Annotated in this window: 15 protein-coding genes; 10 read left to right on the plus strand and 5 right to left on the minus strand. The window is 63.1% G+C overall.

The features are described from left to right. Positions 1-31: 31 nt before the first annotated feature. A complete protein-coding gene (locus tag VW35_RS11170) occupies positions 32-1927 on the plus strand; it encodes a LysR family transcriptional regulator (protein WP_052954037.1) in 1896 nt (631 codons plus the stop codon). Here VW35_RS11170 and VW35_RS11175 read toward each other — a convergent pair whose 3' ends face one another. Both VW35_RS11175 and VW35_RS11180 read right to left on the minus strand, forming a co-directional pair. Beyond that, positions 1928-2965, minus strand: a complete 1038-nt coding sequence (locus tag VW35_RS11175; protein WP_046143150.1) for an L-idonate 5-dehydrogenase — start codon at positions 2963-2965, stop codon at positions 1928-1930. Continuing rightward, the gene (locus VW35_RS11180) at positions 2962-3915 is read right to left on the minus strand and encodes a 2-hydroxyacid dehydrogenase (RefSeq protein WP_046143151.1); all 954 of its coding nucleotides are present in this window, start codon (positions 3913-3915) and stop codon (positions 2962-2964) included. The genes VW35_RS11175 and VW35_RS11180 overlap by 4 nt, the downstream gene beginning before the upstream one ends. A 93-nt stretch (positions 3916-4008) precedes the next feature. Here VW35_RS11180 and VW35_RS11185 point away from each other — a divergent pair, with 93 nt between their 5' ends. The 4 genes from VW35_RS11185 (at position 4009) to VW35_RS11200 (ending at position 7088) form a co-directional block, all read left to right on the plus strand. Then, complete coding sequence (locus tag VW35_RS11185; RefSeq protein WP_046143152.1) at positions 4009-4758, plus strand: SDR family oxidoreductase; 750 nt, start codon at positions 4009-4011, stop codon at positions 4756-4758. Positions 4759-4778: 20 nt separating this feature from the next. Then, positions 4779-5666, plus strand: a complete 888-nt coding sequence (locus VW35_RS11190) for an NAD(P)-dependent oxidoreductase (protein WP_046143153.1) — start codon at positions 4779-4781, stop codon at positions 5664-5666. Further along, positions 5663-5998, plus strand: coding sequence for a hypothetical protein (locus tag VW35_RS11195; protein ID WP_046143154.1), 336 nt, complete (start codon positions 5663-5665; stop codon positions 5996-5998). The genes VW35_RS11190 and VW35_RS11195 overlap by 4 nt, the downstream gene beginning before the upstream one ends. Before the next feature lie 70 nt (positions 5999-6068). Further along, positions 6069-7088, plus strand: a complete 1020-nt coding sequence (locus VW35_RS11200) for a LacI family DNA-binding transcriptional regulator (protein ID WP_046143155.1) — start codon at positions 6069-6071, stop codon at positions 7086-7088. 3 nt (positions 7089-7091) lie between these two features. Here the strand turns inward: VW35_RS11200 and VW35_RS11205 are convergent, their stop codons facing one another. Then, positions 7092-7715, minus strand: a complete 624-nt coding sequence (locus VW35_RS11205) for a hypothetical protein (protein WP_046143156.1) — start codon at positions 7713-7715, stop codon at positions 7092-7094. Positions 7716-7746: 31 nt separating this feature from the next. Next, complete coding sequence (locus VW35_RS11210; RefSeq protein ID WP_244465882.1) at positions 7747-8082, minus strand: hypothetical protein; 336 nt, start codon at positions 8080-8082, stop codon at positions 7747-7749. A gap of 83 nt (positions 8083-8165) precedes the next feature. Between VW35_RS11210 and VW35_RS11215 the strand changes: the two genes are divergently transcribed. Together VW35_RS11215 and VW35_RS11220 are read left to right on the plus strand one after the other, a co-directional pair. Next, a complete protein-coding gene (locus tag VW35_RS11215) occupies positions 8166-8420 on the plus strand; it encodes a hypothetical protein (protein WP_152662565.1) in 255 nt (84 codons plus the stop codon). Between the two features lie 58 nt (positions 8421-8478). Further along, positions 8479-9303: a DUF1206 domain-containing protein gene (locus tag VW35_RS11220; RefSeq protein WP_046143157.1), complete on the plus strand. Its 825-nt coding sequence runs from the start codon at positions 8479-8481 to the stop codon at positions 9301-9303. Here the strand turns inward: VW35_RS11220 and VW35_RS11225 are convergent. Then, complete coding sequence (locus tag VW35_RS11225) at positions 9300-10751, minus strand: xylulokinase (protein ID WP_046143158.1); 1452 nt, start codon at positions 10749-10751, stop codon at positions 9300-9302. The two genes, VW35_RS11220 and VW35_RS11225, sit on opposite strands and share 4 nt — an antisense overlap. A gap of 117 nt (positions 10752-10868) precedes the next feature. On the opposite strand from VW35_RS11225, the gene VW35_RS11230 reads away from it, so the two are divergent. The 3 genes from VW35_RS11230 to VW35_RS11240 are packed head-to-tail and all read left to right on the plus strand — an operon-like array spanning position 10869 to position 14326. Continuing rightward, positions 10869-11801 carry a substrate-binding domain-containing protein gene (locus tag VW35_RS11230; protein ID WP_046143159.1) on the plus strand — a complete coding sequence of 311 codons (933 nt, stop codon included), beginning with the start codon at positions 10869-10871 and terminating at the stop codon, positions 11799-11801. A gap of 41 nt (positions 11802-11842) precedes the next feature. Further along, complete coding sequence (locus VW35_RS11235) at positions 11843-13363, plus strand: sugar ABC transporter ATP-binding protein (RefSeq protein ID WP_046143160.1); 1521 nt, start codon at positions 11843-11845, stop codon at positions 13361-13363. Between the two features lie 3 nt (positions 13364-13366). Further along, positions 13367-14326: an ABC transporter permease gene (locus tag VW35_RS11240; RefSeq protein ID WP_046143161.1), complete on the plus strand. Its 960-nt coding sequence runs from the start codon at positions 13367-13369 to the stop codon at positions 14324-14326. The last annotated feature ends 59 nt before the right edge of the window (positions 14327-14385 follow it).

Raw genomic sequence — 14385 nt, forward strand, 5'->3', positions numbered from 1 at the left:
TCCTCGACTGCTGGCGAGCTTGAGTACGACCATGGCCGGCTCTATGCTGCCCCTTATGGATAAGGCTGGCTTCGAACTTTCCCTGTTGTCAAAGTTCGTGCTGGCCTGCCAATCCCCCCGCCTTGCCGATGCGGCGAAAGACCTCGGCCAGACCCCGTCCGCCCTCAGCATTGCCCTCCACAATCTCGAAGAACGCCTTGGTCTCAAACTCTTCGAGCGCCGCGGCGCCGGGCTTGATCTTCTGCCGGCCGCCTTCTGGCTGTTCCGCACGGGCGCGCACCTGCTTTACCTTGAGCAGCACACGCGCCAGGCGCGGTTTGCGCCTGGCCGGCGCATGGTCAAGCTCTCCGTTCATCTCGACCTGAACTTTGCCATCGGCCGGGTGTCAAAAGCCCTGCTGCGCACCTCGCAGGAGATGATCGAGACGGCGCCGGAATTGCTGGTCGATTGGCATTTTTCTGGGCTTGATGACGAAGATATTGGCGATCCCACCGGGCTTGCCCAAAGCGAGCGCCTGCCCGACAAATCCGGCCAGCTCCGTATTTTTTACGGCACCGCTTCGACGGTGAGTGGCCAGGCCGTCCATCTTTACGACGACCCCTGGATTGTCGTCGGCAATAAAGGAAGCCGAGTCGACACATTCCAGCCCGACGAGCGCGTGACGCTCCTCCGCATGCGGCGGGAAATCGTCGATGCCATGACGCGTTTTGCCACCGAACACGGCTTTGCCGATCGTTTGCGGTATCGGGACGAAGAGCCGGCACAGGTCTCGGCCATTCTGCGCGACCAGCCGCAGACGCGTCTTCTGATGCCCGCCAATTTCATGCCGCGCCGGCTCGGCCTCGCTCGCCACGAGGAAGTTCCCTTTTTCCCGGGCTTTGTTTCCTCGATTTATGGCGAAACCGACGGGGCCGCCGGATCCTATGGCAAGGCGTTTCTCGAAGCCATGCGGCGCAACCTCGTCGCCGAAAACAGCGCCGTCTTCACGCCGCGCCTCACCACGCGCCAGATCCATCTCTTCAATCTCGTCGCCCAGACCGGCAGCATCTCCGCTGCTGCGCGCGTCGCCAATACGGCCCAATCGTCGGCATCCAAGCACATTTCTCAAATGGAAGAGGCCATCGGCGCGCCATTGCTCCAGCGCACCGAGGAGGGGACGAGCCTCTCCCCGCGCGGTGAGGACGTCCGCGCGCAAACTGTCGTCATCGAAGAGCGGCAGGATTGGATCGTCCGCAAGGCCCATGACATTGCCGCACATTCGGAAGCGCGCGTCACCATCGGCACATTGCCGAGCTCTGGTCACGATAGTGTCCTCACCGAAAAGATCGCCCATGTCATGACGCGCATCCATGCGCGCCACCCGGACTGGCGGTTGCAGATCGTTGAAAGCTCCAACACCATGCTCCACGAGCATGTAAGGTCGGGCGATCTCAACCTGGCGCTCGTCGGCATGGTGCAGGCGCAGGTTGCGCGCATTCGCCTCGGTCCTACCGAGCCGCTCTGCGTCATCGGCAATCCCGCGATCAGTTTCGGTGGCCGCAAGGAATTGGGTATCGAAGAGACGGTGGCACTGCCGCTCGTTCTCGGCCGTCAGCATCTCAGCATCCATCAGAGCTTTGCCGATGCCGCCCGCGAACGCGGCCTGCGCCTCAAGACGGTGGTTGAAGTCGGCTCGCTGGCGCTGGCCATCGCCATGGTGCGCCAAGCCCACCTCTGCACCATCTTGCCGCCGTCATCGGTGCGGGCCGATATCGAGGCTGGCAATCTGATCGCCGTGCCGATCCGTCACGAGGAACTCTCCGGCGCGCTATCGGTCATCTTCTCCGCCGATCGCGAACTCTCGGAAGCCGAGCGCATCATCGTGCAGGAATTCGTCCGGGTGTTCCGACCGGGGCGCACTGCCACGGTCGAAATGCCGGAAGACTGATCAGGCCGTGGCGAAGGTGATCTGCGCCTTCATGGCCGAGGAGCGATCCGAGGCCAGCTTGAATGCAGACTCCGCTTCATCGAGCGGCACAGAATGGGTGATCAGCGGCTTTACGTCGATCAGCTTTTTCCGCATCAACTCGACGCCGATGGCAAATTCCTCGTGGAAGCGGAAGGAGCCGCGCAGGTCCAGTTCCTTGGAGGTCAGCATCTGCATCGGGATGGTCATGTCGCCACCGAGGCCCAACTGCAGGATGATTCCACGCGGCCGCAAGGCGCCGATGCCCGAAGCGAGGGCAGGGGCCGCACCGGAGCATTCATAGAGCACGTCAAAATAGCCCTTGTCGGCGCCATAAGGCGAAAGGCCCTCGGGCTCCTTGGCCGTGTTGATCACGCGATCAGCGCCAGCAGCCTTGGCAATGGCGAGAGTGAAATCCGAGAGGTCGGTCGCCACGATTTCGGCGGCACCTGCGCGGCGGGCCGCAAGGATCGAGAGCACGCCAATGGGGCCGCACCCGGTCACCAGCACGCGCTTGCCGAAGACTTGTCCCGCGCGGCGCGTCGCATGCAGCGTCACCGCCAGCGGTTCAGCCATGGCAGCTTCACCGGCGCTGAGCCCATCGGCGACCACGCACTGACTCGCCAGTGCGACCAGCTGCTCGCGGAATGCGCCCTGAATGTGAGGGAAGGGCATGGCCGAACCATAAAACCGCATATTGAGGCACTGGTTCTGCAGCCCTTCCTGGCAATAGCGGCAATGGCCGCAGGGCCGGGATGGCGACACGGCGACCAACTGCCCGCGCTCAAGCCCCGTCACGCCCTCGCCAAGCTCTTCGACAAAGGCCGAAACCTCATGGCCGAGCACCATCGGCTCGCGCAGTTTTACCGTGCCGAAGCCGCCATGGTTGTAATAGTGCAGGTCCGAGCCGCAGACCCCGCCGGTTGCCAGCCGTAGCGAAACCTCGCCGGGACCGGGCTTTTCCACGGGGCGATCTTCAACGCGCAGATCCTTGGCAGCATGAATGACAATGGCTTTCATGAGAGCACCGGTGTGAGAAGATCGCGGCCCGCAAAGTGGGCGGTGAGGTTGTCGCGCAGCAATTGGCCCATGGCCTTACGGGTTTCCACCGTACCCGAGGCATGGTGCGGCTGCAGCAGCACATTGTCGAGACCCAGAAACCGCGGGTTGAGTTTCGGTTCGCCTTCGAACACATCGAGTGCCGCCGAACCAAGCGCCTTGGTTTCAAGCGCCGTCAGCAGCGCGTCTTCATCGATGTTGGAGGCGCGGGAAATGTTGATCAACATGCCCTCGGAGCCGAGTGCTTCGATCACCTCTTTGCCCACGATGTGCCGCGTCGCAGCTGAGGCGGCGAGAGTGACGAAGAGGAAATCGACCTCTGTCGCCAGCGCTACGGGATCGGCGACAAACTGCCAGGGCTCTGGCGCGAAGTCCTTTGCGGATACGTCACTGTAGGAAATGTCGAGATCAAAACCCTGCAGACGTTTGGCGACTTCAAAGCCGATGCGCCCGAGGCCGAGCACGCCGGCCTTCTTGCCCCAGACCCGGCTCTTGAGCGGATAAAGCCCCTTAGCTGCCCATGATCCGTCCCGCACCCAGGTCTCGGCGCCGATCATCCCGCGCGAGAGCGCCAGCATCATCGCAACGCCGAGATCGGCCACGTCCTTGGTGAGCACATCGGGCGTATTGCTGACGCGAATGCCGCGCGCCCAACAGGCATTGAGATCGACCGCGTCATATCCGACGCCATAGACGCTGATCACTTCGAGATTGGGCAGGGCCGCAATGATCTCGGCACTGGCACCCAGCTCGCCGCGCGTCGCGATGCCTCGAATATCCTTGCCAACCGCCGCGAAAAGGGCCGGTTTGTCGGCGGCTTCAAAATAGCGGTGGACGGTGAAGGCAGCGTCGAGCGGCACCTGATCCCATTCGGGATAAGGCCCCATTTGCAGGATATGCGGCTTGGTCATGACAGGCAGGCTTTACGGCTTGACAGAAAATGTTATCGATAACAAAACAGAGGCAGTGGCATTTGTCGAGCCCGTTTCTTGAAGGAGTGACCCATGCAGATTTTTGATCTCACCGGCCGCCGCGCCTTGGTGACGGGATCCTCGCAGGGTATTGGTCTCGCGCTTGCCAAGGGTCTTGCAGAAGCCGGCGCCAGCGTCGTCCTCAATGGGCGCGACGAGGCCAAGCTCGCCGAAGCCGCCCGCCAAATTCCCGGTGCCACGACCCTCGCCTTTGACGTTACCGATCACGCCGCTGCCCGCGCAGCCGTCGATGCCTTCGAGGCCGAAACCGGCGCCATCGACATCCTTGTCAACAATGCCGGCATGCAGTTTCGCGCCCCGCTCGAAGATTTTCCCGCCGACGCTTTTACGCGCCTCCTGCAGACCAATGTCGCCAGCGTCTTCAATGTCGGCCAGGCCTGCGCACGCCACATGATTACCCGCCGTGCCGGCAAGATCATCAATATCGCCAGCGTCCAGACCGCTCTCGCTCGCCCTTCCATCGCGCCCTATACGGCCACCAAGGGCGCCGTCGGCAATCTCACCAAGGGCATGTGCACCGATTGGGCCAAATATGGCCTCCAATGCAACGCCATCGCGCCGGGCTATTTCGATACCCCGCTCAATGCTGCGCTTGTCGCCGACAAGGATTTTTCCGCCTGGCTCGAAAAGCGTACCCCTGCCGGCCGCTGGGGCAATGTCGAGGAACTGGTCGGCGCCTGCATTTTCCTCGCCTCGCCGGCCTCGAGCTTCGTCAACGGCCACACGCTTTACGTCGATGGCGGCATCACCGCATCGCTCTAAGCCCGCCTGAGGAGGATTTCATGACAGGTCACATCGGTCTTGTCGGCGCCGGCGCCATGGGCGGCGCCATCGGCGCGCGTCTGGCGACCACCGGCACGGCGCTAAAAGTCTTCGATCTCGACGCGCAAAAGGTCGTCGATCTCGTTGCCAAGGGCGCCACGGCTGCCGCCAGCGCCAGCGCACTTGCGCAAGGCGCACGTGCCGTCATCCTCAGCCTCAACGCCCCACACATCGTCCGCGCTGCTGTCTTCGGACCAAACGGCATCGCCGCAGGCGCCGCGCCGGGTCTTCTCATCATCGACATGTCTTCCATCGACCCCGAAGCCACGCGCGCTCTCGCCGCCGAAGCTAGGGAAATGGGCCTCCGCTGGGTCGATAGCCCACTCTCCGGCGGCGCGCCCAAAGCCGAAATCGGCCAGCTCACCCTGATGCAAGGTGGCGCCGAGGCCGATGTGCGTGAGGCCCAGGAAATCCTCTCCCACGTCGCTTCCAATCAGACCCATATGGGCGATGTCGGCACCGGTCAGACGACCAAAATCCTCAATCAGGTTCTCTGCGGCCTCGGCTTCATGGCCGTTGCCGAAGCCACGGCGCTGGCTGAAGCCGCGGGCGTCAATGTCGAGCGCATCCCCGCCGCGCTCAAGGGCGGCCGCGCCGATAGCGCACTGCTCCAGGAATATATGCCCCGTTTTGCCGCCCGCGATTATCGCCGCACCGGCCGCATCGACAACATGGTCAAGGACCTCGACGGCGCCCGCGAACTCGCGCGCCAGACCCAGATCACCATGCCGCTGACGGCCCTTGCGGCCGAAATCCACCGCCTGCTGACCGCAGCCGGTCTGGGCGGCGAAGACCAGGCCGCGCTGATGGAATTTTTCCGCGGCCCCAATAAGGAGAAGTTTCAGTGATCACCCGCTACGCCCTTTTCGAAGGCCAGGTGCATGAAGGCCAGGAAGCGGCCTTTCGCACCGCCGTCACCGCCGAAATCCTGCCGCTCTGGAAGCAGTTTCCCGGCGCGCTCTCGGTTCGCGTTAGTTACGCCGTCAAGCGCGACGACGGCGCGCCGGAATTCCCCATGATCCTTGCGGTCTCCTATCCCGATGTGGCCGCGGTCGATGCCGCACTTGCTAGCCCCGTTCGCACCAAGGCACGCGCTGCCACCGAAAGCGTCCTTGCCCGCTTCTTCACCGGCCGTATCCACCACCACGTGATGGACGCCGAAGACTACGAAGAACTCTGAGATTGCGCTTGTCCGGCACGACGCGCCCTGATCATTTGGCCGCCGCCAAAAACCCTTTCCGGAACCGCTGATGCCGCCACGCAAACCGCCGACTATGCAGGACATTGCCCGCAAGGTCGGCGTTTCGCCCATGACCGTCAGCCGTGCCTTGCGCGATGGCACTTCGGTCAATGCCCAGACGCGCGACGCTATTCGTCAGGCTGTCGAGGAGCTCGGCTATGTTTTCGACAGCACCGCCGCCAATCTTCGCCAGCAGCGCACCGGCTTTGTTGCGGTCACCATTCCCTCGATCAACAACGCCAACTTTGCTGACACCGTCCGCGGCCTCTCCGATGGGTTGAAAGCGCACGGCCTGCAGCCGCTCCTTGGCTACACCGATTACGATATCGAGCAGGAAGAGATCCTCGTCGAACAGCTCCTCCGCCGACGCCCCGAAGCCATTGTGGTAACGGGTGGTCAACACACCCCGCGTTGCCGGCGTCTGCTCCAAAGCGCCGGTATTCCAGTCATCGAAACCTGGGATCTTCCGTCTGAACCAATCGGCCACGTGGTCGGCTTCTCCAATGCCGATGCCGCTGCCATGCTGGTCGACCATCTGGTCACCAGCGGCCGCCGCCGCATTGCCTTTGTTGGCGGTGAGGCAGGGGGAGACTTCCGCGGCGCGGACCGCCGCGCTGGCTTTGTCGCTGCAGTCAAACGCCGCGGCATGGACGTCACGCGCCTTGTTGATGCCGGCAAGGCGCCGGTATCCATGCGCGAAGGCGCCATCGCCACCCGGACATTGTTGGAGTATGCCCCCGACACCGACGCTATTGTCTGCGTCTCCGATCTCGTCGCCTTCGGAGCGCTCACCGAATGCCAGCGCATGGGCGTCGATGTTCCAGGGCAGATCGCTATCGCCGGCTTCGGTAATTATGAAGTTGCCCAAATCTCTGTGCCGCCGATCACCACCATCGATCCGTTTCCGGAACGCATCGGGCGGCAGGCGGCCGATATCGTGCTTCAAGCGCTCGGGCTTGAAACCGGTGCCGCCGCTTGGTCGGCAAGGCTGGAGCCCCAGCTTCTCGTCCGCGCCTCGGCACCGCGCTGAGCGTCAGCGCAACAGGCCTTCGCGCTCGAATTCCTCCCAGCCGGCCAGGCGTGGGGCGTCTTCCGGGCCAGGCTTCGGTTTTTCGGAGGCAGCACGCGCTTCGGCCCGCTTCAATTTGGCCTTCCAGAGTGCATTGCGCCGATTTTCGGCCTTGGTGATTGCGTCCTCTTCGCGCCAGGTTTCGATGCGGTCGTCGTTGAGGATGTCTTCGATCACCCGTGGATCAAAGACATGAAAGGTGATCTTCCTCGCCCGGCCACGCAGCTTCACTGTTCTCGTTCCAGCGCTCGGCAGGCGTCCGTCCTTGAGCCAGCGATGCCGCTCGCTGGTCTTGATCGATAAGATGTCTTCGACCTCGCGCGGAATGACGGGATAGTCGCTCACCCCGCCGATCTGCGCCGCGACAACAGCCGATGCCCTGTTAAATTCGGTCTCAAGTCCTTCGGGCATGGCGAGCACCAGGCTCGTGCCGGACACGTCGAGATGTTTCTTCGCCGCCGCGGGAAGCTTGGCTCGGATTTCGAGAGCGATGCCGCGTGCCCTGACCGACGATCCTAGCGTCGCGCTGCCCGGCAAGGGCCATTCGGCGATATATTTGGGCGTCAGTTTGGGTTTACTCTTGGCCATGGTGACTAAATAGGCGCGCGGCGAATCCGGTTCAAATCTCTTTCTCGCGCGCGGCAAACCAGTCGGCATAGGGCGTGTTCCTGGCAAGCTTGCGGTTATAATCCGGTGCGCCGTCCGTCCACCAAACGGGGCCACGCTCGCCGAGGCCGCGTTTTGCCGCGTCAACTGCCGCACGGGCATCGGCCCGTAGCTGCGGGTCCTTCGATCGCACTTGTCGCCTCGCTTCCATCAGGCTTTTGACCAGGCGCTCGCGCTCCGGCTCGGCAAGGCGAGGGTTCGTGGACCGCCACAGCCGGCCACGCACGATGATATAGCGGCCGTCGGGGGTCCGTAGCGGGCTCTTGTGGTCATGCGATGAAATTCTCAACGCGGCCCCGCGATTAAAGATCGAGGGGAACGCGAGGTCCGCCCTGCCGTTCCTAGGCAGCACACACTGCTATGGAGAGACCGGTGACCACCTTGAAAGACCTTACCGACAAGGCACTCGCCGTCTTTGCCTTCGCCGCCTACCATCAGCTGGAAAGCGGCGATGCAATCACCAGCGTCACTACGGCGGATGGCGCTGGCCATCGTGCCGATCCCGCAGCCGTCGACGAACTGACCAAAATGGGGCTCGGTTCCGTCAAGGAGCAGCGCTTCGTCTTTAGCGATGAGGGCCAGCGCATGCTGAGCCAGATCATCGACCGCATCAAAGGATCGGTTTGACGGTTTAGAGGGAACGAGCGCTGTCATCTTCCGTTGCTCGATCAGCAAGGAGATCGAGATGCCCGACCAGAAATTCGAAACGCTCGCCCGCTTTGGTTATGGCGCCCGTGGCGTCGTCTATGGCCTGCTGGGTATTTTGACGCTCGCCTCTGCCTTCTGGGGCGGCGGCTCCGAGGATACCAATAGCGCGCTTTCGAGCCTTCTTGGTTTGCCGTTTGGTCGCATTGTCCTTGGCCTCATCGCCATTGGCCTTCTGGGCTATGTTTTGTGGAAGCTGGCGCAGGGCTTTCTCAACGCCGACCACGAAGATGACAGTCCCAAGGGCCTGATGGCCCGCTCCGGCAACCTCATCAGTGCCGGCGCCAATATCTTCCTCTTGCTGACGGCGGCGCGTCTTGCCTGGCAAGGCGGCGGTAGTAGCGGTGGTGGTAATGGTGAAGAAAATGCCTCGGCCTGGCTCATGCAGCAGCCTTTCGGGCCGTTCCTGCTGGGCATTGCCGGCGCCGGCATCGTGGCGGCGGGCATGGTGCAGATCTGGTATGGGGCAAGCGGGAAATTCCAGCATCGCCTCTCGCTGCCGGCGCACAATGATTTCCTGGTACAGGTGTCGCGCTTCGGGCTTATCGCACGCGGCCTCGTCATCGCCGTTATCGGCGGCTTCGTCGTCTATGCCGCTTTCACCGTCTCGCCCGAACAGGCTGGTGGCATTCGCGAGGCGCTCGATTACTTCCACCAGCTGCCTTTCGGCAATTGGCTCTATGCGATCATGGCGCTCGGGCTCATCGCTTTCGGCATCTATGGCATTATCCAGGCGCGTTACCGCCACATCGACGCGCCAAACATGCCCTCCGCGCCGCGCGGGCTACATGTGCCGGTTGGCTAAAAGCGCCGGTTGAAGGCTTTGAGATCTTCGTAGAGCGCTCGGTAGTGCCCGAAGCGCTCTGCGTAAAACGCTTTGCGGGAGAGGTTTGGCGTAAAGGTCCGATCGAACCGGACGAGGTTGCGCACCGCCGCGCTCAATGAGGCAAATGCGCCGCTGCCGACACCTGCAATAATGGCGGCGCCGAGGGCGGCGGCTGCCGGGATGTCTGTTCGCCTCAGCGGCTTGCCAAGCACGTCGGCACGGATCTGGCACCAAAGGTCGGACCGTGCACCGCCCCCGCTGATATTGATTATATCCGGATCGACGGCTGCAGAATTTTGTAGCGTTTCGAACGCCCAGCGTACGGAATGTGCCACCCCCTCCATCACGGCCAGGGTCACTTGCTCGGGCCCCGCATTGGCGTCGACCCGCGCGAAGACGCCGCGCGAGCCGGCATCCCAGACCGGCGCACGTTCTCCCGCCAGGTGCGGCAGAAAGATGGGCGTCGTCATCTCCGGCATCACGCCGGCTGTCCGCTCGATCAGTTCTGCCGGGGTGCGGCCGAGAAGGTTTGAAAGCCAGGTCATCGAAGCGCCGCCCGATTGGGTGGGCGCCGCATGCATACGGATGCCGTCATAGGGCGGGAAGAGGATCACGCCGGGGGTAGGAACAACCGTGTCCGAAACGATACCCGGAATCTCGCTGGTGCCCGATTGATACATCGCATCGCCATCATCAACGACGCCACACCCGAACATGCCGGCCCAGGCATCCATCGCGCCGACCATGACGGGTGTTCCTGCGAAGGGCCGGTCCGAAGCAATCCTGCCCACGATGTGCTGGAACGGGAAAAGAGCTGGCAGCTTGCCGGCCGCGCCCGGCACGAGCGCAAGGAGCGACTTCACATAGGCGCCATCCGTGTCGACCAGCCCGACCGCGGCGATGGCATCGCTGGCTACTTCGCCTGTAAGCTTGAGAGCCACGAAATCCTTGGGCAGCAACACATGCCGCGTCGCGGCCCAGTTCTGTGGCTCGGTTCGTGCCACGAAGGCCATGCGCGAGAGCGCATGGCTCGCATCGATCGGAACCGGCCCACCGAACCAAACTGTCTTTTGCTCGGCACTCACCTGTCGATCAAGAAGGGATGCATCCTCGGCCGCCCGGGTATCTTGCCAGGTGATCGCCGGCCGCAGCGCATCTCCGCGGGCATCGACAAAAACATGGGAATTGACCTGCGAAGTCAGTCCGATGCCGATTACGCGGGAGGGGTCGACCACTCCCGAAAAATGGCCGAGCGCGCCGAAGACGCCTTCGAGCCAATCGTCCGGCCGCTGTTCGGCCATGCCGGGAACGCTGCGCAGCGTGGGGTGGGGATGCTCGAAGCCCGCCAATTGCCGGCCGCTTCCATCGATCAGCGTCGCCTTGGTCGCCGTCGTTCCGACATCGATCCCGATCAGGCAGAAATCCATGCCCGTTCTCCCCCAAATCCCGCTTGCTGTCCGGCATGCGCCCCTTATAGTGCCTTGAAGCACAAGGAAAACAACCGCCCGCTGCCCCGCTGGCGGAGATAGCAGGAGGGCTCATCCGTGTCGCTCAATAAATCCACTCTGGCTCTGGCCGGGATTCTTCTCGCCACCACGGCTCTGGGCACAGGCGCTGCCTTCGCGCAGGCCAAGGTCGCAATCGTTACGCCCTATATGGCTCAGCCCGGCACTCAGTTTTATGTCGAGGCCTTCCAGGCCGTCGCCGACGAAAACGACTGGGACGTCAATGTCATCGACACGGCCGGCGACGTCGCCGCAGTCATCAGCCGCATCGAAGATCTCGTGGTCCAGAACGTCGATGCCATCGTCATCAATGTCGACCCGACCCAGGTCACTGCCGGTCTCCAGGCCGCCAAGGATGCCGGCATTCCGGTCTTCGGCATGGATGCGGGCGCTGATCCGCTGCTTGTTACCAATGTAACCTCCAATGGCTATGCCATGGCCGCCGAAACCTCGACCTATGTTGCCGATCGCATCAAGGGTGAAGGCAATGTCGTCATGTTCGTGTTCGAGGCCTTCCCGCCGGTGCAGGTGCGTGGCGTCGTGGCTGATGCGGTCTTTGGCAATTATCCAGATATCAAGGTGCTCGATCGCGTGACGCCCGACGTCTCCGATGGCGGCATTGCCGATAGCCGCGCCAAGATGGAAGCGATCCTGTCGGCCAATCCCGAGCCGGGCAGCATCAAAGCGGTCTGGGCCGCATGGGATCAGCCGGCCCTCGGCGCGCTGCAGGCCATCGAAGATGCCGGTCGCTCCGGCGAAGGCATCGTCATCACCGGCATCGACGCCAATCCCCAGGCCCGCGAGGCCATTGCCGCCGGCGGTAATTTCGAAGCCTCGGTCGCCCAGGATTTTTCGGGGATCGGCGCTGCCACCGCCGATGCCGTCGCCCGCGTGCTGGCTGGCGAGGAGATCCTGCAGTCGGTCACCTACGTGCCGACGAAGCTGATCACCAAGGCCAACGCCACCGAGTAATTGGTCTTTTGTCCGAAAATCCGCTAGGGGAGGGGCCCATCATGGCCTCTCCCGTTCCACTTTTATCCGCCACCTCCGTCACCAAGGCCTATGCCGGCATCCCGGCGCTGTCCGGGGCCAGTCTCGTCGTCGCGCCGGGCGAAATTCACGCGCTGATGGGCGAAAACGGCGCCGGCAAATCGACGCTGATCAAGATCCTTGCCGGTGTCGTCGCCCCGGACACGGCCCACATCGCCATCGATGGCGCCCCGGTCACGATCGAGTCGACCAAGGCTGCCTATCGCCTGGGCCTGCGCTTCATCCACCAAGAATTCAACGTCGTGCCGACCCTCTCGGTCGCCGAAAACATTTTTATGGGCCGCCGCTATCCACGCCGCGCCAGCATCCTGGTCGATTGGGTGGAGTTGAATCGGCAGGCCCAGCGCGCCCTCGACCGTCTCGGCATCGACCACATCGATCCGCGCCAGAACCTTGGTGAACTCGGCCTCGGCGATCAGATGCTTGTCCGCATTTCCGCCGCGCTGCTGGATGACGCCAAACTCTACGTTATGGACGAGCCGACCGCCGCGCTGACGGCGGACGAAAGCCAGCGCCTCTTCCGCGTGCTCCGCGAAATCCGCGCCTCGGGCAGTTCAGTCCTCTACGTCTCCCATCGCCTCGACGAGGTCATGGCCCTTTGCGATAAGGCGACGGTGCTCCGCGACGGACGCTCGATCGATAGCGGCGCCTTGGCCAACATTACCCACGACGATCTCGTCGCCCTGATGATTGGCCGCAAGGTGGAGGAAGCCTATCCAAAGGCCGTCGCCGAGCCACGCGACACGACTGTTTTTGCCGCCACCAACCTTGCCACGCTGGGCCTCAAACCCACCAGCTTCTCTCTTCGCGCGGGCGAAGTACTGGGCATTGCCGGCCTCTCGGGTTCTGGCCAAGGCGAACTCATCCGCGCCATCTTCGGAGATTTCCGCGTCACGTCCGGCACAATGTCCCTCGACAATGCCCCCTACGCGCCCGCTTCCCCTGCTGCCGCCTGGCAAAGCGGCGTCGCCTATGTGCCGCGCGAGCGCCGCGCCGAAGGCCTCGTCATGCGCCGGCCCATTTACCAGAACATCACGCTCGCCCATTTGAAGCGGCAGAGCCGCGCCGGTACCTGGTTGACGCCCGGCCGTGAAAAGCGCTTCGCCGCCGATCTCGGCGCCAATATGCGCCTCAAAGCCGTCGGCCCGGCCCAGGACGTCATTGAACTCAGCGGTGGTAATCAGCAAAAAGTCGTCTTCGCCAAGGCGGTCGCTGGTGATCCCCGCCTATTGCTTCTCGAAGAACCGACCCGCGGCGTCGATGTCGGCGCCAAGTTCGACATCTATTCCATCATCCGCGAACGCACCGCCAAGGGCGCAGGCGTCATCCTCGTCTCGTCGGACCTTCCCGAACTCATCGGCATCTGCGATCGCATCGCCATCATGCGCGATGGCACCATCACCACCATTGTCGACGCCGCAGGTCTGGGTGAAGACGATCTCGTCAATCTCTGTTATGGCCGGACCACCGGCATGGTTGCCTAAGACATGGTCTTCATTCGCCGCTACGGCACCCTGATCGGCTTCGTCGCCATCCTCGTCTTCTTCTCCGTCATGCTGCCCGCCACGTTCCCCACCGCGCGCAACTGGCTCAACATCACCCAGCAGACTTCCATGCTCATGGTGGTCGCCGCCGGCATGACGGTCGTCATGGTCATGGGCGATTTCGATCTTTCGGTCGGCTCCGCCGCTAGCCTTGCCGGCATCGTCGCCGCCCTGATGATGGCCGCCGGTCAACCGATCTGGGCGGCGGTTTCGATTGCGCTCGCCGTCGGCCTTCTCGGTGGTGCCTTCAATGGCGCCATGGTCAGCCTCGTCGGCATCCTGCCCTTCATCGCGACGCTTGCGACCATGACCATGTTTTCCGGCCTCGCCTTCGTCGTCAGCGGCGGCAAGACCATTTCGGGTCGCGCCATCCCCGAAGACTTCGGCAATTTCGCGCGCGGTGGCATTCCGCTCGGCGACTGGGGCGGTGTCGCCGTGAGCCTTCCTAATCTCTCGATCATCGCGATTCTCGTGATCCTCGTTGTCTGGATCCTTCTTGAACAAACCACCTTTGGCCGCCGCCTTTACGCCATGGGCGGCAATATGGAAGCGGCGCATCTGAGCGGCATCGCCGTCAAGCGTCTACGCCTCATCGCCTTCTCGCTGACCGGCCTCGCCGCCGCCGCGGGAGGCCTCATGTATGCGAGCCGCGTTGCGTCGGCCAATCCGGTCCAGGGCAGTGGCCTCATGCTCAATGCCATCGCCGCGGTTTTTCTCGGCACCACCATGAGCCGACACGGCGAACCGCGCATTCTTGCCACCGTCGTCGGCGTCATCGTGCTCGGTGTCCTCGACAATGGCCTCACCCAGTTGAGCGTCGATAGCTATATCCGCCAGGTCCTTGTCGGCGCGCTGATCCTCGTTGCCGTCGGTGCAGGCTCGCTCGGCCAGAAGCGCCGCTAGAGATTGAACCGGTATTGGGAGCAGTCGTAAGCTCATGGCACTAAACGTCGTTCCCCAAG

Origin of the sequence: Devosia soli, from assembly GCF_000970455.1 — a bacterium.
In the GTDB taxonomy this organism is placed as follows: Bacteria; Pseudomonadota; Alphaproteobacteria; order Rhizobiales; family Devosiaceae; genus Devosia; species Devosia soli.

Coding starts and splice junctions, on each gene's coding strand:
- VW35_RS11170 (WP_052954037.1), top strand. CDS start 32: ATGGCCGGCTCTATGCTGCCCCTTATGGATAAGGCTGGCTTCGAACTT.
- VW35_RS11175 (WP_046143150.1), bottom strand. CDS start 2,965: ATGAAAGCCATTGTCATTCATGCTGCCAAGGATCTGCGCGTTGAAGAT.
- VW35_RS11180 (WP_046143151.1), bottom strand. CDS start 3,915: ATGACCAAGCCGCATATCCTGCAAATGGGGCCTTATCCCGAATGGGAT.
- VW35_RS11185 (WP_046143152.1), top strand. CDS start 4,009: ATGCAGATTTTTGATCTCACCGGCCGCCGCGCCTTGGTGACGGGATCC.
- VW35_RS11190 (WP_046143153.1), top strand. CDS start 4,779: ATGACAGGTCACATCGGTCTTGTCGGCGCCGGCGCCATGGGCGGCGCC.
- VW35_RS11200 (WP_046143155.1), top strand. CDS start 6,069: ATGCCGCCACGCAAACCGCCGACTATGCAGGACATTGCCCGCAAGGTC.
- VW35_RS11205 (WP_046143156.1), bottom strand. CDS start 7,715: ATGGCCAAGAGTAAACCCAAACTGACGCCCAAATATATCGCCGAATGG.
- VW35_RS11220 (WP_046143157.1), top strand. CDS start 8,479: ATGCCCGACCAGAAATTCGAAACGCTCGCCCGCTTTGGTTATGGCGCC.
- VW35_RS11225 (WP_046143158.1), bottom strand. CDS start 10,751: ATGGATTTCTGCCTGATCGGGATCGATGTCGGAACGACGGCGACCAAG.
- VW35_RS11235 (WP_046143160.1), top strand. CDS start 11,843: ATGGCCTCTCCCGTTCCACTTTTATCCGCCACCTCCGTCACCAAGGCC.
- VW35_RS11240 (WP_046143161.1), top strand. CDS start 13,367: ATGGTCTTCATTCGCCGCTACGGCACCCTGATCGGCTTCGTCGCCATC.